Raw genomic sequence first — 21571 nt, forward strand, 5'->3', positions numbered from 1 at the left:
ACCTTATCTTATAGGAGGATTCTGATTTATGTGGGAAAAGACCTTTTTTGGAGTGGGAATTTTCCCAATCATTTTTAGGTAATAGAAAAAATACTTTTTAAGCGAAATGCCTGATGTTTTAGCCGCACCATACAGGAAAACTTGTTCAGAATTCTGAAACTGTGTGATCGCTCCCTATAAAATTCTGCCTTTTAGTTGGATAAGGTGGATACCAGTCTGTTGGTGTCTAATACAAGTGCGACAGTGCCATTACCTAAAATGGTAGCACCAGAGGCAAACTCCTGCTCCTTATATATTCTGCCGAGCGGTTTAATGACAGCCTGATATTCATCCACAATACTATCTACTTCAAACACAACTCTCTGCTCATCGTGCTTGGCAACAATTAGGTTTACATACTGCGGTGCCTTTCCTTCACAATGAAACAACCTGCGAAGGTTTATATAAGGAATTTGTTCTCCATCTAAAATTAAAAGATCATTCATATCAGGTTTAACCGTGATGCTTTCCACCTCGTAACATTTATCAATGGCAGCCAAGGGTACTACATACTTTGTGTGATGCACATCTACCAACAAGCCATCAATAATACTCAATGACAGCGGAAGTATTAATCTGAAAACAGAGCCTTTATCTTGCTGTGAATCAATTTCAATCTCGCCACGCAAATTGTTCACTGCCTTCCGCACCACATCCATGCCAACACCGCGTCCTGAAACATCAGTAACTCGTTGTGCTGTTGAAAAACCAGCATGAAAAATAAAATCAAATATTTGTCTGTCGGTAAGGTTTTCCGTTTCCTTTACTAAACCATTTTGAACAGCTCTTTGCCATACACGGTCTCTATTGATACCTGCCCCATCATCGCGCACTTCAATAATCACATTTGTTCCTGAGTAATATGACTTCAAGTGAATGGTTCCTGTTTCATCTTTACCCTTTCGCTTGCGTTCTTCCGGGCTTTCTATGCCATGATCCATGCTGTTCCGCAAAATGTGAAGCAGCGGATCCATCAGGTTCTCTATTATTTTCTTATCTAACTCCGTTTCGCCTCCTGTAATAACCAATTTGATTTTTTTCTGGAGTGTTTTGGCCATATCACGCACGAGTCTTTCAAAACGCATTGATACCTGGCCAAACGGCAACAATGAAATACTAAAAGCCTCATCTCTTAGCTGACGAACCAGCTTTTCAACGTTCTCAGATATTTCTTCCAGTTCTGTGCTTTTTGTACCCTCTGCAAAGAGACTTAAGCGTGCTTGTGTTGTAACCAACTCGCTCACAATACTCATGAGCTTATCAATTTTGTCGTAAGTTACTTTTATAGTTTGCTGCTGTTGACGCTGCGGTGTCTGAACGCTTTCTGTTGCTTGTTGAGGTTTTTGTTTATTGTAAAAAGATTCAATAAGCTCAACAGTAATAGGACCATTTTGATGTTTAATAAAATCAAGAAACAATTTATCAGCTATGCAGTTTTTGTCATTTACACTTTCAATGTAAATATCGCTTTGATCCTCAACGAACATAAATTCATTTCGGATAGTTTTGCTATTGGCATTGGTGTATAATAAGATATCCCACCTCAGGTAAGCGTTGTCCGGTATAAAATTGGCAGCCGCTGGTAAAGCATCTGTATACATTTTACAATACAAACTACCCAACGCTGAAAGGTCCTCTAAGATATAAAGTGGGTTACTCCCATCCTTTAAGAAATGTAAAGCAGGTGCAAAGCGGATCAGGTATAGTTTTGCGCTATTGTTATCTGCCAATGTTTTATCTGGCACGCTAATACTGGCTTTTTCCGTTGAGAGTCTTTTTACAACATTGAGAATACTTGTGTACTCCGCAGTAATCTCATTGGTTTGATCAGCACTATTGAGTTGACTTCTGATAAAATCAACAGCATTCAACGACACCTCCAGGATTTCATCTGTTAAATGAATTGTGTCATTCCGGAGATCATCGTAAATACTTTCAAGATGGTGTGTAAATTCACCGATCAGGTGAAAACCAAACATTTTGGCCGTTCCCTTAAAAGTATGCATTACACGAAAAACTTCCTCCAGTTGCGTGTGGTCTTCTCTATTGTTCTCTAACTGAAGTACAGCTTTCTCGAGGTCATCGATAAGCTCTGTTGCTTCCTGTAAAAATTTCTTACTGGCCTTCTCCAAAATATTGAATTAATGCGGTGAACTAATATGCTTATCTCAAAACCTTTTTAACAACCGATTTAAGGTTTTCAGGCTCAAATGGTTTAACGATCCAACCTGTTGCGCCCGCCTCCTTCGCTTCTTGTTTCTTTTGCATTTGCGATTCGGTCGTCAGCATGAGAATAGGCGTCAGTCTGAACTGATCCATGGCTCTCGCTGCTTTAATTACCTGAATGCCATCTGCTTTTGGCATGTTTAGATCTGTAATAATCAAATCAACATGTATATTACTATTCAGCTTGCTAATGGCTTCTGCACCATCTGATGCACTGATTATTTCATATTCGTCTTCAAGCGTAGAGGAAACCACGGCTAAAATGCTTTCCGAATCATCAATTGATAATATTGTCTTTTTCATATTCAATTCATTAAAGATGTATACATGTTTTGTAGATAGTCAGCAGGTTCATGATCAATCCACTTTATTTCAATTTCTTTTCCCTCTTTTTTTAAGAAAACCAGTAATTGCAGGAGCATATAATCATTTGCCACTGAAGCTTCCAGCGACACATGTAAACTTGTTGCTGCTGCTTTATCAATTTTATGGAGGATGTCCGATAGTTGTGCTACTGTCGTTTTTGTTGAAAAAACAAGTTGGTATCGGTTCTCGCTATTGTTACTTATTGTAGCCATTGTGTCTGTTTATTTGTCAGAAGAAAATATCATCACTGGAAACCAATTCTTCTTCCAATCCAAAGGTTCTATTAAATACTTCGCGTTCAGAATCCATGGTATACATGGCCTTCACTTCCATTAAAATTTGCATACGCACCTCCGGTGTGGTGGTCACCTTAAATGACTTATTCTCTTCACTCAGGCGCTCATGCATGTTAATGAGAAGTTCCAGTGATTGTATTACGTTGCGAAGATTCTCAGCTGTATTAAATAGAAAAAGCTGGAGCTCGCGCGAAATTTCTCTATCGGCCCACAAAGAGCGCAGCAGACGTTGTATTTTGTTAGAGGCAAAAAGGTAGTCTTCTTTTATTTGCAACAGTTGATTGTATGATAATAAAATAAGATCGTGCATTACCAAGGTGTAATACTGCTTATGCTGTATTTCAATATTTTCATAGATGAGGCTAAACTCATTACTCAATTGCAACTCTACCGTATAAATATGCTCCAGCTTTTGTCTGATGATATCGTGGTATTGCAATTCAATAATTATTGAATCAAGACTACGAATAGCCGATTTCAGTTTTATCCGCAAGTCATCCGGAAGGTTAGGAATAACCAACCGTTGTCTGGCTGTAGTGTTATACTTTTTCACTCTGTTGGTGGTCACCAAAAAATCATTGTTTAAATGCGCATAAAGCAAAGTGATTTTTTGATTCAGGCTTTTAAACAAGCTTGAGTATTGATTGGCCGTTAGGGCTGAAATTCTGTATTTAACACCATCTATCATGCTACCCGTTCGTTAAGTCCACCCCATTCAGGAAATAGTGTTTGAATAATTTGCTGACCGCTCAGTCCATGAATTCTGTTGGAGACCATGCGCAACACAATATGCTGGTGCAGTAAGGTATCATTGGATCGCTGTGCTTCCAGAGAAATATCAGCATACAGTACTTCGGCTTTTTGGAAATACTCCAAAAAACGTTTCTGTCGCGTATGGTTAATAAATAAAATCAGTTTAATTCTTTTAGCTACATCCCGATCCATCCACAGATGCATAATGTCATTTCGCATACAACTCAGTAGTGCTGAGTAGGTGGATTTGATAAACTTAAGTTGAGCCAGGCAAACATTGGCAATGGTATCCATGTATGCAGGAATTTTAATTAGCATATTTGATTCCTGACCAGCACTTGCAAACCTTACCATTTTATTAACCTCCTTAATATTCTTTAATAAATTAAGCAGATCATCAAATTTGATCAGTGTATGCTTAACCTTGGCAAAAACCAGTTTAGCATCATTCATTTTAGCTGCAAGCAAATCCTCAGTTTCATCCTTGTTCGTGTGGCATCGCTTTATGTATTTATCAACCGAAGAGCTAATAAAAGTCATCTCATCTTCTATACAAGCCATCATACCGTCAATGTTCTCATCCATTTGGGAGAGCGTCATATTGAGGTTGTTGCTTGAAAAGTAGTGCATGAGGGTTTACGCAGCCAATTATGTCACAAAGTAGCGGCTTTCTGAACTCAGCTAGTATGGGAGGATTCAGAAATAGGAAGGCTTATTTCACAATCTGATTGGGAATTTTCCTAGTGTATGTTATTCACCTGGCAGTTATTGCCAGGCCTCAGGCATGCTGCATGTACAGCTTAATCAATTGTACTACATTTTTTACATTGCATTTTTGGAGTATGCTTATCCGATAATTGGCAGCTGTTTTTTCACTGATAAACAGTTTCTCTGCTATTTCATGAGTGTCCAGACCCTCAATGATGAGCTCTAATACCTCCAGTTCGCGTTTAGAAAGCAGTTTTTTAAAATGATCCTGCCCAACTTGTGGTTTATTAATGTTATCCACAATGCTGCTCATAATATTTTGGCTAAAATATTTTCTGCCGTTTTTAACTGCCGTGATGGCTGTCATCAACTCTTCTTTCACTGCATCTTTTGTAAGGTAGCCCATTGCACCAACCTCAATAGCCTTTGTTGCATACGATGATTTATCGTGCATGGTTAGAAAAATGACCTTGGCTTTGCCGTTATATTTTTTAATATGCTCTATAACTTCGAAACCATTCCCGTCAGGGAAATCGATATCACAAAGTATAATTTCTATTTCGGGATGGGTGTCGAGCATTCGTTTCGTGGACTGTACTGAATCCGCTTCAGCCACTACTTCTACAGTTCCATAATTTTTTATCAGACTCACCATACCTTCTCTTAAGAGGTTATGGTCATCAGCAACACCAATCTTAATCATGGTAAATCATTTTGGTTGATAGGAATTGTTACACTTATAACTGTGCCCGCACCCGGTGTGGTATTGATTACAAACTTGCTATTAATAAGCTTGGCACGTTCAACCATGGTTTTAAGACCGAAGCTGTTCTCTTCCCTGATTTTTGAATCAAAACTAAAGCCACTGCCATCATCCTCTACGAGTAAGTTAATACTATTTTTCAACTTCATCAACATCACTGTTAGTGAGCTTGCCCTTGCGTATTTAACCGAATTATTGATAGCTTCCTGGGCTATTCTGTACAAATGCATACTTGTGGTTCCGTCCAGGGTATGGCCATTCAGGTTAATTTTACAGTTAATGGCAATGGTGTGGCCGCTAACCTTTTTGTAGTGTTCGAGCAGGGAGGTAATAGCACTTTCTATACCCATGTTTCGCAGATTCAAAGGCATTAATCCGCAAGTAATACCTTTTATATCTGTAACCACATGTTGCACCAGCTCCGTTATTTCAACAATCTTTCTCTGATGTTTAGGGTCCGCCTCGGTATTAAGTTGTTGAAGATATAGTTTAACAAGACTTAAGAGCTGCCCTACGCCATCATGCAGCTCCCTTGCCAGAAACTCCTTTTCGTTTTCCTGTACTTTAATAATTACCTCGGTCTGGTTTCGCTGTGCCGCCAGTTCTGACTCTAACTTTGTCATGGTCAGCGTCACTATTTCGTCTTCAAGCCTTTTCTTTTCGGTAATGTCAGTTACATTTAGTACGTAGCCTATTGGCTCACCATCCTGATAAAGAAGTGAGGTACCTAGTTGTGTAATTATACTTTTATCTGTTTTTGTTTTAAACTCTTGCTGCCCTTTAAAATCATCTTTCAGTCGGAAGCCTATAACATCGATATCAATCAGGGTTGAAAAATTTTTGCCGATAATTTCATGCTCATTATACTCGAATAAACTCATCGCAGCAGCATTCATAAATTCAATGGAACCATTCATATCGGTAAATAAAATTGCCGAATGGTTCTGCTTGATCATTTCTTCATAAATAGTGAGTTCTTTTTGAATACCTTTTTGCTCAGAAAGATCAGTAACAGTGCCCACCATTTTTTCGGGTTGCCCGGTTTCTGTGAGTTTAACAACCTTACCTCTGAATAGAATCCAGCGATAGATGTTATTACGATCAAGCATTTGAACTTCTAGCTGAAAGGGACTGTACGGAGGTTTGGTTGAAATGGAAAAATTCTCCCGGAATAATGTGCGTGAAGCAGGATGAACGTAGCTATAAAATTTACTGATTTGCTCCTTGGTCTTTAGGTCAAGCCCGATGATTTCCTGAGCGCGTTGAGAAAAAGTACTTACCCCGCTGAGCATATCCCACTCAATAACACCGTCACCATTGCTTTCCAGCGCATAGGCCCACCGTGTTTCACTCTCGCTCAATTCCTGGTTCAATTGCTTAAGCAAAGTCATTTGCGAAATGAGCTTACTCTGATTGATGATGAGTTGTTCTTCATGCTCAATCAGATTAGCATTCAGCTGCTTCTCCTTTTCGTAGGCTTTAATCAACAGGTCTTCTGCTACCTTCTGGTCGTGGATGTCTTTAATGATTCCAACAATACGCAAAATATTTCCCTGCGCATCTTTCTCTATTACATTGCTTCTTGCTTCCACCCATCTGTATTCCCCTGATTTATTCCGCAATCGATAAATGCGCTTAGGTGAATTTGTTTCAGATTGTTTCAAATATTCCTCACGTTTGGGGCGATCTTCTGGATGTATGAATGAAATCCATAAACCGTAAGTCATAGTAATCTGACCAGGGGTGTAGCCGATCATCTCATATATTCTATCATTGACAATGGCGCTGTCGTCCTTTACTGATAAATCGTAAACACCAAAATTTCCGGCTCTGACGGCAAGCGTGTAGCGTTCTTGCTGTTCGCGCAGGGTTTGTTCCATGGCCATGCGTTCCATTTCAATCTGCACGCGTGTGCTGAGTAGCTCAAACACGGTTTGTACAAACTTTGGATCGCTAACTCCATCTTTAAACAGGGATACCAATACACCTAACGGATTCTTATTTGCATCACGAATGGGAATGCCAACATAGCCAGAAGCATTGAGTTGCTTCAGTAAAATATCTTCAGAAAAGATTTCTGCAACACCATTCTCGTATACACATACTTTACCGTGTGAAACCATTTCACATGGTGTTTTCTCCAAGGAATAGGTAATATTCTCCAGGATACCGGTTTTATCGCTTAGGGCAATCGTTGTAAGTGAACTGTGTGTTTTGTCTAATCGGCCTATCAGCGTAAAATGTGCGTTTACAAGATTATTTAATTGCTTGGTGCACGATTCAAAGAATTGCTGCCCGATTTTATCTGCCAACAACAGTTGAAAATCAACCAGGCTCTGAACCGGCAATTCTTTAACATCTATTTTATATTCTTTTTCGCGTATTGTTTTATCCAAAATCATATAAAATTACAGGTCTTTGGTTGTGTTGGATTATTAAATGTGCTGCCGCAGTACTTGCGAAGTGCAATCATTTTATAAAAATCCATCTGTTTCCAACCCTTCAATGAAGATACTAAACCCAGGTGAGTTTAGGGCTTTCAGCATGGAACTAAGCGCGTAAAAGGCGTAATATTCTTTGAGAATTAAGAAGTGTTTTCGTCAATTTATAGAAGGTGTTCTGCGTTTTGAAAGACTACCATTTTAGTAGTCTTATCAATATCACTTAGTTGCGCAACAGTCCCAGTAAGGTATTTGCGACTGCTGGTTTGGCGTTTTCCAAATTAGTTCATTTAGCAACGAATTTTTTACTGCCAAATGCTATCGTTAAGAAAGTTTTACATCAACCATTGGATTCTCTTTAAACTGCTCCCAATCTTTTAAAACCATGGCGTAAAGTTGCTTCAGTTCAGCCTGTAAATCTGGTTCTAATGCATCGAAACCATTTTCTTTTATAAACAACAACTGCTCCAGGTAATCAAGGAGATTATAACACATGGTAAACTGACCGGTGGCAACCAATTTATCCAACATGTTCTGCAGCTGATTATCGCTGGTAAACCACAAGGTTGTGCCAAAGCCGGAAGTCTCTTCAGCCACAGCCTTAATCTTTGGCCCTACCACTTTATCATAAGTACCACTCAGTTTTGAATTACTTTTAAAAGAAGATGTTTCTGATTCTTCGCTCTTAATTCGTCCTTGTGCCTTAGTAAAATTAGCTTCTGTCAATTCTTTTATCAGGTTTGACATTCTGCGGTAAGTAAATTTTTTGTCGTTGTACAAATCGTTGTAGTTAAGCCTTCGCACTACTTTCAGAAAAACATCCATCAGCAGGGTAAGCAAGGAGTTTAGTCTGTCAAACAATAAAGGCTCTATACGGTGCACCGATATTGCCTCCACTTTTAAACCAGCGAGTCTTGAACGATAAAAATCAGGTAGCCTGTTTTGTATAAGCTGACGAAAGTATGTTATGCTTTCGCTTACTTTGGTCAATACTACCCATTTAAAGAGCAATACAAGCAAAGGTGCGCATGCCAAACCAATAAATAAACCTGTATATAAGGTTGGTGTATATTGCCAAAGCAAGGGCGTACCCAACAAAAGCAAAGAAGCTGTGATCAAACTAAGCGTTAAGGTTCTACTAATCCGTGCGACTTTTGCGCTTACTGAATTAAGTGAAAGTTTTCTAAGTCCCTCCTTTGGTTTCTCCTGAAAAGGGATAAAGCTTTCCATGTCAGGTGAGGCTACATCAGAAATGATAATCAGGTCAAAGTATGGCTCCTCAAATTTTCTTTCATACAACAAAATGCTTTGTATGCCCTGGTTGTCATAGATACCACCATCCATCAAGCCTATACCATCTTCATCTATTTTTTTTAGGTTTTTTAAATTCGGTGCCTGCTCATGCACAAAATCATGTGGCCAGATCATCGGTTCAAAGCCACCAGGAAAACAAGCGGATGCCGCAATGGCATCCGCCACTTTTACTTCCTGGGCAGTCGCGTTATCAATTCTGATATTGTTATTACCAAAAAAGCCCGTGTCCTTATTACGAAAGCGAAAGTTAATACCATTATTAAACTCTGTACTGTTGATTACAATAGCATCGAGGTGTGAATGCATGACGTTAAACTTTTCGAAAGTAGCACCCGCAGTAAAGTGCTCATCATACAATTCTGCGAATGCGTTGATCAGATTTTTTCTTTTGTAAGGATTGTTCAGGGTCTTGGCAGGATCCAACTTCTCAATCCCCGATTTTACAAGATCGAGGTGGCGCAACTTCTCCAGCAAAAATTCATAAACTTCATCGAAAGTTTTTCCTTCCTGTTTCATCAGCGCATAAACAGCTCCTGTAATGGTGCCCCCTGAAACTGTAGAGATAAGTTTTACATTTTCTAACAGCGGCTTACCCTGATAATGCACTTTGTTGAGATAGGCCATTGCCCCCAGGTGAAAGGAAGCAGCGCGATAGCCACCACCAGAACAGCTCAACGCAATTTTCTCTAATGGTCTCTTCGGTATTTGGGGATTCATGGGCTGTTGTCTTCAATGATGAAAGGCTAAGCAAGATTAAAAATAGTTAGCATCAATTCAAAAGAAAACAAAATACTTGGCTTGCCAGAAAGCCTCTCAAAAAAATGAAGTTGAAATTTTATTTCTTCTTCTTTGCGACTGTCTTTTTCACAATTTTCTTCACTGGTCTCTTCGAAGATTTTGCTTTACTATTAAAATCCAGGCAAAGGTTTATCCAAAAATCAAAATCCTTTTTGGACTTGATAACCTCAGGACTTACATAGCCATAGCCTTTATAGGTACGCCCTTTCATAACCATGAGGCGAAAGCCATTTTTCTCTGACAACACTTCTTGCAATTCAGGATCGAAGCGACACATTAACTCCTCTCCACTTACATTCACACACATTTTGTCATTTACCATAAAGGCAAGACCTTTAAACATTTTCTTTTCTTCAACTTGAGGAAGGTGTGCCAGGGCCTCGCGAATGCGATCGGCCAGTTTTTCACTATAAGCCATTTATAAAATGAAGTTTAATAATTCAGTTGTGTAATTTAACAATTACTGATTACTTCTCCTTCCATATAAGATTTCTTCAATACATTGGCTGGTAAGACCAAGCTCCATAGTAGTTAAGGATAAAAATTTCCATTATTATTTATCTCATCCCTCAAAGCAAGAACTTCCGCCAAAGAGGCGAGAGATAAATACTGAAATTCTACTAACAGCGTTTTGTATTGGTTACATCAACGCAGCGAGCGCTCCAGGGCTGTTCGCTATCAGGCTTGCGGACGAATCCCGAAAATAAGCAGGTAGCCTATCATCCAGAATTCTCCTATGGTAGCTGGTATGGTTAGCATATCAATCCATGCTCCGCTTACTCCGCCATATACTAAGAAAGCGCTGGCGATATAACCGATACCACCTATTTGCAATACGCGGCCCAAACCTATCGGCATCCGTTTAGAACTGACCACTGCATAGCCCATCGGGATTAGCCACAAACCAAAGAAGAGACTGCCTATTGCCCATGCACCTTTAATGAGCAGCATAAAGACCTGAAGCATGATCAGCTTTTCATTGTCGGGCAGGCTTAGACTGGCCACATGAATAGAGCCACCCATGGCTATGGCGCTTATCATAATAATGCCCGCGTTCATCATACCCCAGGCGGCCAAAGCCCATGCAGCAAAATGATTAGTGTCTTTGAATAACTTGAAAAAATAGACTGCAGCCAGCGCTTGCGAAACGATGATGGCAAACTCAGCAAGAAGTCGCATTCTGGCGAGGCTTTCTTGTTCTTTCAGGTTCACCAGCGTTTTGGGCAGGTCGTCTGACACATAAATTTGTGAGTGCAGCAATAGAAAACCAAGTACACCTGATATGGCCAATGCTAAATACCAAAGTCCGGCTTTTCGCGCGGTTGCGACTAAGTCTGCATGCTGTTCCTTCATATTCGAGGTGTTTTAAGTACTAGGACGGTTTTAACCGCATAATGTTACATCGCTGAGCTGTTGTTCTTGTTATGCGCTACAAAATTTCTCTTCAACCAATACGCTTATCCGAGGCACTATTCCCCCTAGTGAGGTGGAGAAAGGGGTGTTTTGTTAATGTGATGATTGTTTTCAGCAACACTGAAAAGAAAACCTCATAGAGAAGCTACTAACGATAATAGCCTCACACTTTAAAATTAAACCAGGTTATGTGTTATTCTTAAAACTAATTTTTCCTCTACTGACTATTTTATTCGAAGCACTGTCCCCCGCCAGCGAGGTGGAGAAGGGGGTGTTTTTTTAATGTGATAATTGTTTTCAGCAACACTGAAAAGAAAACCCCATAGAGAAGCTACTAACGATAATAGCCTCACCCTTTAAAATTAAACCAGGTTATGTGTTATTCTTAAAACTAATTTTTCCTCTACTGACTATTTTATTCGAAGCACTGTCCCCCGACAGCGATGTGGAGAAAGGGGTGTTTTGTTAATGTGATGATTGTTTTCAGCAACTCTGAAAAGAAACCCCATAGAGAAGCTACTAACAGATAACAGCCTCACACTTTAAAATTAAACCAGGTTATGTGTTATTCTTAAAACTAATTTCTCCTCTACTGACTATTTTATCCGAAGCACTGTCCCCCGCCAGCGAGGCGGGGGTAGGGGGTGGTGATTTTCGTTTTGGTTTCCGCTCACCTCGTTTCTTAATAGGTTCCTTTGCATTTCTTTCAATTTCTTTAATCGCCAAAACAATGGATTCTATTACCCAATTAATTCTCTTTAGCACATCATCATCCGTAAACCGAAGTACACGAAATTCGGCAGCTTGCAACCTTTCATCTTTTATCCTATCCTTTTTAATAGTTTCTTCCCATGTATGCGTAATACCATCCACTTCTATCACCAACATTAATTCTTTGCACATGAAGTCAGCAATAAAATTCAGCACTGGTCTTTGCCTTCTAAAGCCATACCCTTCGCATTTACCAGCACGCAAGGCATACTTCCATAAGTAAGCCTCAGCCTTAGTCATGCTTTTGCGCAACTTATTGGCAAAGGGCTGCAGCTTAGCATTGTAAGCGTAGAAATTTTTCTTGTTTGCTTCCATACAATTTTTCCTCTGCATGTATTATCATTAGAGGAGACAGTGAGGCCATTAACTGTCGTGGAACAATGTACTAATTATAGAATATAATTTATACTGATAAAAGTTCAATCTCCATACTTCGATACTGTGCAAACTTTGCTCAATGATTGAAGTAATGGTGCTGGTTGTGAGCATTTGAGTGATGTACGGAGAAGTACCTCCCCCTACCCACTCCAAAGGAGGGGGACAGTGTATCCAATAAGATACCGACTGATGAGAAAAAATTATTCCCAGAATTTAAATTTCTACCGAATATGTTTGCCTAAATTCATTCTGCAATCCTTTTCATTTGCTGGTGAATAATTTCCAGACGTTCATCAGCTGTTTCGTAAAACAGATGAGCAGGAATAGCAGCCGCAATTTTTTTATCGTTCATTATTCTTTGCACACATGCTTTCAAATAATTGAAAACCTCACTATCAGCCACAATTACTTGTTCAGCTAAATCAGTAGTATAATTAAAAAGATAGAGTATATCCTCTAAATCATGGCTGCCATATAAATCATTTATGCCTCTATCAAAGAAGGCTTCCATTTTTGAAGCAAGAAAATAGGGCAAGGGCATGAGTCTGATGGTAATATCATCAAGATTGAAAGGATATGCCTGAGTGAAACCCGGCATAAACCAACGGTTGCTGGGCGCCCATCCCACAGCTTGCGTAGACATTACATCTATCATCAGATCGTCAAAATGAAAACGACATATCACACTGTCGTTATGGGTTTGACTAAAACCTTTTTTGCTTAATCTTTCTCTAAGTTCCTCCAGCTTACCTGCTGTGCTTATTTGAAATGTGAGATCCAGATCTTTGGTTGGGCGAATATCCTCAGCGGCCAAGTCGTTAATATACATGCTCACCATAGCGCCACCTACAAAAACCACTTCATCATTTAACTCACCTAATGCCTTGGCGATTTTAATAGTTGCTCTCCTATTGATAATCTGATTTTTCAACCGATTCTCTTTTTGAGTAAGTCAATGGCAAGTTTTTTCTCTCTCACTTTTCCTACGCGCAAAGCGTCAACCAGGGCAAGCAATTCATACAACTCACTATCCTTTTCTATTACCGGAAGCATAGAATTGTATAAAGGTTGTATGGCATGCCCTCTTACACTGCCTTTAGCATATGGCCACACATAATTTTCATCGCTATTGATTAAACCATTGAGTGGAGCTGCACTATGTGCAGTCGGTATGCCTCTTACTACGCTGCCTGGTTGTTGTGGAAATATCAGGGCAATACCATATTGTAACAGATCAAGAAGGGGTTGGCGCGCCACTTTTTTTCCTTTCTCATATAAAAGACGGGCATATCCAGATCTGGCCAATGATTCGCTAACCTCCGACTGACTCATTAATAATGCTTTGGCAATGGACATCTGAGTCCATGGTTTGCCCTCCTCTACTATTAATTTCAAGAGTATTACTACATCCTGAGGCCTTAGGGCTGGTATAGCGCTTTTTCTAGTCATTATTGCATATCGCGATACGCAATAATATATATTTATTAATTAATTATCAACAATTTATATTAAAAAATCGCATATCGCGATACACGATAATTGATGCTCGGAAAGCATAAGCGCCAGCGGTGCAAACGCCATAAATTCCATTAGACAATGAACTGTCCGGAAATTCCGTCAAGTTCAAATGAGGCAAAGTAAAGTTGGCGTAATTATTTAAATTTTTGGTGTTGGCTTGAATAAAAACCCCTCCAAGGGAGGGGGACAGTGTATCCAATAAGAAACCGACTGATGAGAAAAAATTTATTCTCAGAATTTAGATTTCTAAGCCGTTGTTGGTGTTGCGCGAAGTGCTTGTGTTAGATCAGAAACAACGATGAGCTATACGTAGATGCTTACTCACCTGCCACCGAAAAACTTGCATGATCAAATGTCGTATGTGGGTGCGTAAGTTGGTGAGCCTAGTGTATAGTCTGAGCACAAGACCATCACTGGCAATGGATGATTTATCTCTGCTATCTCATTCTTGTTTCAGTTGTTATAGTCGAGGTGGTTGGACTTGAACCAACATGTAACCAATTACGGTTTCAACACGGTATAAGCGTGAGCCGATACACCTCGCCTGATCATTACTTCTGTTTTCTTTTGCATCTTTTAATGCTCGATTCCAATACTTTGCAGTTCCATAATTCCGCTGAGTGATTCAAGGCTTTTCGATACGACTTAATCGCCTTTCGGTAGTTGTTCTTCAACTCCCAGGCATTCCCCAGGCTTTCAAACAAAAATGTTTTATTAGCCCTCGTTACTTGTAAGCCACGCTTACACAGTTCGATCGTTTCATCGTGTCTTTCCTCTTGTTTCAATACTTCAACCAGATAGGAATAGGATTCAGCAAAGTCGGGATTGAATTGAATCGCCCATCGGAAATGTTGCTCCGCCTTCTGTAGGTCATCCCCATACTTATAGTACAGGATGCCCAGCGTATGATGCAGTTTACTATACCCGGGCTCCTCATACAAAATTTTGTCAAGGAGTTTAAAGGCACGCTCATGACCTTCCATCGCAACAACTTCCATGGTGTAATTCAGGTATTCATCAATCCACTGAATTTTATTTGTTTCCATGTGTTCTAATTCTAATACATTTACTAATCAATTTTTAGAAAATCGTCATCCGACATTTATCGAATGACGATCCCTTTACATACTCCAAAAGCTGGCCCATCTTTTCTTTCGGCATCGCGCTGTATGCTTCATGATGTTGTTTACTTCATGTTCATTCAAAGAGGCCATCATCGCTTCCCGGTAGGCCTTAATCGCCTGACCGTACTCACCACTTAATTCCAAAGCCTGCCCCATTAATTCCATGAATACAACTTTGTTCGCATTAGGCTTCTGCAATCCTTGCTTCAAGTATTTGATTGCATCCGTATAACGATTTGCCCGAAGCATCAAATTACCCATGTGGATGTAAGGGGCTGGATACTCTCCTTCAAACTGAATCGCCATTTTCAAGTGGAGCTCTGCCTGAGATACATCTTCTGTATAGTACAAGTAGGCCCACCCCAATTGGTTGTGGAGATAGCCGCTACCCGGTTCATCGTACAGCAAGTCTTTCATCAAGGCAATACCATCATTCACACGGTTATCGTAGATGAGTTGTTCTGCTTCTTTCAAGTATGTTTCCATCCAATCTATTCTCATAATACTTCTCTGTTTAAAAGTTCCTTCGTTCAAGGCACCTTCAAACAAGAGAAGCTTACCTTGAACTAATCTTCTGCTGACGAATCATCGCCACACATTCTTACAATCTTCGGAGTAAATTCTCCAAGCACGTCTACTAACTCATCCTGGTAGTGCATCACCTTCCGGATGTCTTTATAGGCCATGGGCGCTTCATCCAATCCACCACCGATTAATTCAACACCATGCTTTTCCAATTCCTGTTTCACCATTTTGTTGGTGATACTTTGCTTGGCCGCACTTCGCGACAAGGTGCGCCCTGCACCATGTGAGGCAGAATTCAGTGAGGAAGCATTTCCTTTTCCGCGCACGATATATCCGGGCGCAGTCATAGAGCCTGGAATAATTCCTAACATGCCTTCACCTGCAGGTGTTGCTCCCTTGCGATGTACAATCACTTCTGTTCCGTCAGTCATCTTCTCCTTCCAGGCAAAGTTGTGATGGTTCTCCACACGGAAGAGCGGACGTTCACCCAAGGCACTCGACAAGCGTGCATGAATGTGATGATGATTTGCCGAAGCATATTCACCCGCCAAATTCATGGCCAACCAATACTCCTGACCTGCTTCTGTAGCTAAGTCAAGCCAGGCAAGACTGGCTGCTTCTCCTTGCAAATGGCATACTTGCTTGGCCACGCGTGTATAGTGACGAGCAATCTCTGCTCCCAAACCACGCGAACCCGAGTGCGATAACACAGACAAGTATTTGCCACCGGCCAGCTTCCATTCATTGCCTTCCGGCAATTCAATCAAGCCAAACTCCACAAAGTGATTACCACTTCCTGAAGAACCGATTTGCATCGCGGCTCTTCCCTGCAAACCTTTCAGCATCTGAATTTCCTTAAAGAGTTTACTCTCCACCACTTCATCATCTTTAGGTCGCTTGAAAGTTTCACGGCCGAAGCAAGTGTTCTCGATCAACATACGCTTCAGGTTGTTGCGATAACGTTCCAGAAATTTTTCATCCAATGGATACGCTGTTAAACACATGCGGCAGCCAATGTCAACCCCTACACCATAAGGAATCACTGCGTTCTGCACAGCCAACACACCACCTATTGGCAAACCATAACCCTGGTGTGCATCTGGCATTAATGCTCCTGCCACCGTCACGGGTAATTTCATCGCAATCTCCATCTGGTTTCTGGCACCCTCTTCAATTTCTGAAGCGCCAAAAATTCTGTAGTCGATGCGACTCTTTCGCAGTTGGTGCCACAACGATTTCTTTTCGGTTGGCACAAGTTCTACAGCTACTTTGTTCCAGATAGAATCGTGAATAAATTCCTTTGGATTCAGCAGTACTGCCTTGAGCAAGCTGAAGATTTCTTCTTTCTCTGCACGCTTATAATATTTTAGCACGGTGTTGATGGCGATGCCAATGGCGCGTCCTTCCGGATAGCCCAGCTTCATCAAGTCTTTTCCGCTTAACATTTTACGTTTCATCATTCTTTCATTTTAATTGTCTTAGCATTTCAATAAGTTATATGCATAGACACACTTCTTCCACCACCGATAAGGCGTATTTTTTTATCATTTGTTCGAGAGAATAAAATCAGCTGGAAGCGCTGATAATCTGCCTACACTAAGGTTTCGGCAGAAAACAAAAAACCCGAACGTAGTCCGGGTTTTTCTTTATGGTTCAAGATTATTGAATCAACTGAAAAAGCCGGACATGGTGCCACTATCGAAATTTTTCTCTCCGATTGGGCGATAAGATATGTGTGTTTGTCTTAGCATGGTGCAAAGATATAACTATTCATTTCTGATTTCAAAGAGGTGCTTTGAAAAAAAATATTTTTTATCTGTCTGCTGAAATCTTTCCAATAAACTCGCATAAGAGATGGTGTTAGAACTTATCCACCGTGATGGATATATAATCTATTGAAACTTCTTTTGATGGTGAAAGAATTCCATGAAAAAAATAGAAGTTGTGAGACCCGATGACAGAGACTATTTTGCAGCTTGAAAATATACCTATGACTTTTCAATATCCGCCAAGCCCTGAACTAAAGGATGATTCACTGCTTCAACCTTCTGCTTCTTTTAAAGACAACGTATATGCCATGATAAAAGGCATTACTGGTTTTGTTATCCTATACATTTTGATGATCATAGGAAGCGCAGCATTACTAGCAGCTTGTTGTTTTATTGGCTTCGGAATGATAGTCTTAAAACCCATGTGGCTTACTATTGCTGCAGGATTGGGTATTGCCGCACTGGGTATAATGGTCTTCTTGTTTCTTATTAAATTTATCTTTGCTAAAACATCTGACAATGACCCTTTGCAGATAGAAATAAAAGAAAAGGATCATCCACAATTGTTTGCCTTCATTCGTAAACTCACAGATGAAGTAAAAACTGATTTCCCAAAGCGAATCTTCCTGGTACCCGATGTAAATGCGGCAGTACTCTATAACTCTGGTTTCTGGAGTATGTTCTTCCCTGTTCGTAAAAACTTGCGTATTGGCTTAGGCCTTGTAAACTCTCTTACATTAAGTGAATTCAAAGCTGTGCTTGCACATGAGTTTGGTCACTTTTCCCAACGCAGCATGAAATTGGGAAGTTATGTATATACAATGAATAGAGTCATTTATAACTTGGTGAATCACCGCGACAGTTGGGATAATTTATTAGAAGGTTGGGCCAATGCGGGTGGTATATTCGGATTTTTTGCAGGTATTACCTATTGGATAGTTAATCAGGTGCGTCAACTTCTTGTTTCAGTTTATCAGCAATTGAATATCCGCTACATGGCCCTTTCCAGGGAGATGGAGTATCATGCAGACCTGGTAGCATGTAGTGTATCGGGTACAGTACCTATGGTTCAAACACTTCGGAAAATAGAATTCACCGATTCATCGTATCAGTTTACCTTATCTAAGCTAAACGAGATAGCGGCACAAAAAAAGAAGGCAGTAGATCTTTACGCATTGCACACCCTTTGCACTCAATTTCTTGCAAAACTGTACAAGCTGAACAAAGTTGACCATACAATGACAATTTCTGATCAGGATCTAGACCAACATATCGTAAAGTCAAGATTAAACGTAAAAGACCAGTGGGCTTCACACCCATCGCGTGAAGATCGGGAGAGGAACATCAATGCAGTTCAATTACCTGTTGATTTAGTCGAAACATCTGCCTGGGTACTATTCACGGACACTGAAAAATTGAGGAAGCAAATGACTACCCATTTGTACACAGTGGGGCAACTGAATCCTGAGCAAATGGAAACCTTTGATCAAGCATCATTCATTGCTGATCTAGAGAATAGTCAACAAGAAAACACCTTACCCAAGGTTTACAAAAGTTTTTATGATAATCGCTTGATCAAAGAGTTTGATCTGCATGAAGCCAGGCAACAAATTACAGACCTGACCTTTGAGGAATTGTTTAGTAGTAACACGCAGGAATTTTTAATGCGTCATCACACCAATCAATCAGATTTAGTTCTTCTTAATAATCTGGGACTGAGCATACAAAAGGATGATGTGTTTGAATTCGATTTTACAAAATGCACTAAAGCAGATATTCCGCGGTTGATCGATTCACTTGAAAAGGAAATTGAAAGTGATAGCCTCAAAGTAGTCAAGCTTGAAGAGCAGGTTTTTCAATATTTTTATGTTCTCGCGCAGAAACAAGGACGTGGTACTGAGATAGAGCAAGCCTACCAAAACATCTATCGTCAACAAAACATACTTAAACCATACCAGGATTTAGTTGAGAAATTGCAAGGCCACCACCATAAGCTTAATAATCAAAAAGAATGGACAGAGAATAAAGTTCTTGAATTCAATAGTGTATTAAAGCACCTTGAACAAGATTTCAAAAATCTTGTCATCAGCTTTTCTGATAACCGTGCTTTAGATGAAATTTCAGAAAAAGAAGACTTCGAAAAATTTGTATCCGGTTCAGTTAATTACATTCAATCGGCTTTCTTCAGCCCCGAGGGTCTTGATAAACTTACCTCAAGGATGTTCGAGGTTTTAGGTTTGTTGCAAAAGCAGCACTTTCAGGCTGTGAAAGCACTTGCTATCCTCCAGTTAAACTTTGTATCAGAAAAGGTTTTACTGGAAGCCACGGTATAGTCAAACCGCTGTACAACAAAAAGAACAACAGTAATAATCACACAAACTAGTTAAGTTTAAACTAGTGCTAAGCCCTTGTTGGTGTTGCGCGTGGCGCTTGCGTTAGATCACCAACAAGGATGAACTATGCATTGAGTCTTAGGCCATAGCCAATAAAAAAACTTGCAGGATGAAATGCCGTGTTATGTGCGCATTGGTAAGCGTGCGGCATAGACTGTGCACAAGATCAACGGGGTAAGCGTTGGAACCATAGTCTTATTCTAGTTTCGGAATAGCAATAGGTTATGCTTGCACCAGTTAAAATAATTATTTTGAACTCATAACGCTATATAGCCGGATAGTTAGGATTAAACCTGGGATTAAACCGAGCAAGCAGATCAACCAATCTGTAACATACCATTGAGTAGCCAACGCGTTAATTCCCTCACCTACTGCTCCGCTCGTTAATTGTGTAAAAAGAGGTCCGGAAATAAAAATGGAACAAAGTCCAGAAATAAAATAAAAGGCAAAGGCGGCAAGAATCCAATTTCGGTGTTTGTTCTTCCAATTGAATAAAGTCGCCAATATGAACAAGAGAAAATTTACATTGGGAATAAAATTCCAAAATACTGAACTATCATACCCATATGGCCCGTTGAGCATGGCAAGACTTTCGGGCGGTGATTTCACTAAGGTTCCAACCACTACTACTATAGCGAATAGTTGACCTCCCAGTTGCATAAACACGCCTCCAGTTAAACACAGTAATGAAATGTTTCCAATTTTAGATGTTTGCATTCTGCCGTAATTATACTCATTAAATCTCATCAAAATAATATAGGCGGAAAACCACATAATGATGTGACAGTAGTGCATGCTAAGCGGTTGTTGGTGTTGCACGTAGCGCTTGTGTTAGATTACCAGAAACGATGTGCTATACAATTACGTTTACGCTGCTGAGAAAAACTTGTATGATGACATGGCTAATGTGAGTGCCTTTTGGTAAACCACGTGTAGAGTCCAAGCGCAATAACACGAGTGAATAGTGGAAGAACTATCGCTTAATTAAAATTACTATGCCATTTGTTCATTTTACTCTCTTCTTCAAATCCTTCAAAATTTGATTCCCTACATTAACAACATCTTCATAAGATCTGGAACTTTGGTGTTTATTAACTACATGGTCTAATCCAAATTCTTTTCTCAGAATTTTTATTAAGCAACTTTCGACTTTCTCCGCAAACTTTCGCTTTTGTGCATGTTTCGTAATTGAGTCCTTTTCAAAATCAATCATTTTATAGGCATAATAAGATATCTTCATGCTTAACAGAAGTTTCTGAATATCCTTATCTGGCCAATACTTGCTTAGAGCCTTAATTATCTGGTTTTGAGTAGACCCTTTTGCCATGCTGAAATGGCCGCTCATTCTGTAAAATGGTGAACGTGCAGTTTCATATTTACGATCGCCAGTCATCCCGACATAAAAGTAATTCTCATCGTTGTAATTCATTGCCACTACATAAACATAGTAGCCCATTTCAAACCATTCTGGTTTTAGTTCAATTACGGTAGGCTTAGGAATGAGTCGTGGCGTAATGTTCTGCCAATTTATATTTAGTTCACTATTCCTCTCGTCAACTTTAAAATGAATGCTTTTTTTACCTGATAAGACTTCCCCATCAAACCAAAAGCGCTGGTAGAAATCTAACGTTTCGTGATCAATATCAACCACAAGAGTGTCACTCACCTTTACTTTTTCGGTATCAATTTTATAAGTTGAAGCTGCGTCTCTTGATGAAGGCCGAATGGTTCGATGTTTGTGAATTTTAGCCATATTTTTTAAAAAAAAATATTATAATAAGGAAGTTTAAGGCATCTGTTTAAGAGTTTTGTCTTGTGTCCAAGTCAGTCCACTGCTCGTCCTCGTTTGCAACCATAGCCGTCAGGTTAAGGAAAGCTAAATCAGTAACCCCAATCGTAGGGGATGCTCATATTTTTTAATGCCCATTTTGTTTGATTTGCTGATCAGATGGGCTTTACTCACCAGCATGCTCAAA

The 21571-nt window shown here is 39.9% G+C and carries 19 protein-coding genes; 1 reads left to right on the forward strand and 18 read right to left on the reverse strand.

Translation table 11 applies throughout. The features are described from left to right. Positions 1-191: 191 nt before the first annotated feature. The 16 genes from ACO1XM_RS19730 to ACO1XM_RS19805 all read right to left on the reverse strand — a co-directional run bounded on the left by ACO1XM_RS19730 (position 192) and on the right by ACO1XM_RS19805 (position 16893). Entirely contained in the window at positions 192-2171 is a 1980-nt protein-coding gene (locus ACO1XM_RS19730) for a chemotaxis protein CheA (protein ID WP_486232233.1), read from the reverse strand. Positions 2172-2202: 31 nt separating this feature from the next. After that, complete coding sequence (locus ACO1XM_RS19735; RefSeq protein ID WP_486232235.1) at positions 2203-2568, reverse strand: response regulator; 366 nt, start codon at positions 2566-2568, stop codon at positions 2203-2205. 2 nt (positions 2569-2570) lie between these two features. Beyond that, a complete protein-coding gene (locus ACO1XM_RS19740; RefSeq protein ID WP_486232237.1) occupies positions 2571-2843 on the reverse strand; it encodes a hypothetical protein in 273 nt (90 codons plus the stop codon). Positions 2844-2859: 16 nt separating this feature from the next. After that, positions 2860-3615 (reverse strand): hypothetical protein, encoded by a 756-nt coding sequence (locus ACO1XM_RS19745; protein WP_486232239.1) that lies wholly within the window; start codon positions 3613-3615, stop codon positions 2860-2862. Continuing rightward, positions 3612-4310, reverse strand: coding sequence for a hypothetical protein (locus ACO1XM_RS19750; RefSeq protein WP_486232241.1), 699 nt, complete (start codon positions 4308-4310; stop codon positions 3612-3614). Before ACO1XM_RS19750 ends, ACO1XM_RS19745 begins: the two co-directional genes overlap by 4 nt. A gap of 148 nt (positions 4311-4458) precedes the next feature. After that, entirely contained in the window at positions 4459-5091 is a 633-nt protein-coding gene (locus tag ACO1XM_RS19755; protein ID WP_486232243.1) for a response regulator transcription factor, read from the reverse strand. Continuing rightward, on the reverse strand, positions 5088-7553 hold the full coding sequence (locus ACO1XM_RS19760) for a sensor histidine kinase (protein ID WP_486232245.1): 2466 nt from the start codon (positions 7551-7553) through the stop codon (positions 5088-5090). The genes ACO1XM_RS19755 and ACO1XM_RS19760 overlap by 4 nt, the downstream gene beginning before the upstream one ends. Before the next feature lie 363 nt (positions 7554-7916). Continuing rightward, positions 7917-9623 (reverse strand): patatin-like phospholipase family protein, encoded by a 1707-nt coding sequence (locus tag ACO1XM_RS19765; protein WP_486232247.1) that lies wholly within the window; start codon positions 9621-9623, stop codon positions 7917-7919. A 118-nt stretch (positions 9624-9741) separates the two neighbouring features. Continuing rightward, positions 9742-10122 (reverse strand): TfoX/Sxy family protein, encoded by a 381-nt coding sequence (locus tag ACO1XM_RS19770; RefSeq protein WP_486232249.1) that lies wholly within the window; start codon positions 10120-10122, stop codon positions 9742-9744. 260 nt (positions 10123-10382) lie between these two features. Then, on the reverse strand, positions 10383-11057 hold the full coding sequence (locus ACO1XM_RS19775; RefSeq protein ID WP_486232251.1) for a DUF4386 domain-containing protein: 675 nt from the start codon (positions 11055-11057) through the stop codon (positions 10383-10385). A 618-nt stretch (positions 11058-11675) separates the two neighbouring features. Then, on the reverse strand, positions 11676-12203 hold the full coding sequence (locus tag ACO1XM_RS19780; RefSeq protein ID WP_486232253.1) for an endonuclease domain-containing protein: 528 nt from the start codon (positions 12201-12203) through the stop codon (positions 11676-11678). Positions 12204-12510: 307 nt separating this feature from the next. Continuing rightward, a complete protein-coding gene (locus ACO1XM_RS19785; protein WP_486232255.1) occupies positions 12511-13197 on the reverse strand; it encodes a nucleotidyl transferase AbiEii/AbiGii toxin family protein in 687 nt (228 codons plus the stop codon). Continuing rightward, positions 13194-13715, reverse strand: coding sequence for a hypothetical protein (locus tag ACO1XM_RS19790; RefSeq protein WP_486232257.1), 522 nt, complete (start codon positions 13713-13715; stop codon positions 13194-13196). The genes ACO1XM_RS19785 and ACO1XM_RS19790 overlap by 4 nt, the downstream gene beginning before the upstream one ends. Before the next feature lie 620 nt (positions 13716-14335). Beyond that, positions 14336-14830 carry a hypothetical protein gene (locus tag ACO1XM_RS19795; RefSeq protein WP_486232259.1) on the reverse strand — a complete coding sequence of 165 codons (495 nt, stop codon included), beginning with the start codon at positions 14828-14830 and terminating at the stop codon, positions 14336-14338. A gap of 75 nt (positions 14831-14905) precedes the next feature. Further along, positions 14906-15409: a hypothetical protein gene (locus tag ACO1XM_RS19800; protein WP_486232261.1), complete on the reverse strand. Its 504-nt coding sequence runs from the start codon at positions 15407-15409 to the stop codon at positions 14906-14908. A gap of 65 nt (positions 15410-15474) precedes the next feature. After that, positions 15475-16893 (reverse strand): RtcB family protein, encoded by a 1419-nt coding sequence (locus tag ACO1XM_RS19805; RefSeq protein WP_486232263.1) that lies wholly within the window; start codon positions 16891-16893, stop codon positions 15475-15477. 494 nt (positions 16894-17387) lie between these two features. Between ACO1XM_RS19805 and ACO1XM_RS19810 the strand changes: the two genes are divergently transcribed. Further along, positions 17388-19535 carry a M48 family metallopeptidase gene (locus ACO1XM_RS19810; RefSeq protein ID WP_486232265.1) on the forward strand — a complete coding sequence of 716 codons (2148 nt, stop codon included), beginning with the start codon at positions 17388-17390 and terminating at the stop codon, positions 19533-19535. Positions 19536-19841: 306 nt separating this feature from the next. Here ACO1XM_RS19810 and ACO1XM_RS19815 read toward each other — a convergent pair whose 3' ends face one another. Both ACO1XM_RS19815 and ACO1XM_RS19820 read right to left on the reverse strand, forming a co-directional pair. Further along, on the reverse strand, positions 19842-20312 hold the full coding sequence (locus ACO1XM_RS19815; protein WP_486232267.1) for a hypothetical protein: 471 nt from the start codon (positions 20310-20312) through the stop codon (positions 19842-19844). A 289-nt stretch (positions 20313-20601) separates the two neighbouring features. Beyond that, positions 20602-21348, reverse strand: a complete 747-nt coding sequence (locus ACO1XM_RS19820; protein WP_486232269.1) for a hypothetical protein — start codon at positions 21346-21348, stop codon at positions 20602-20604. Positions 21349-21571 lie beyond the last annotated feature (223 nt).

This window comes from Chryseotalea sp., assembly GCF_057350905.1.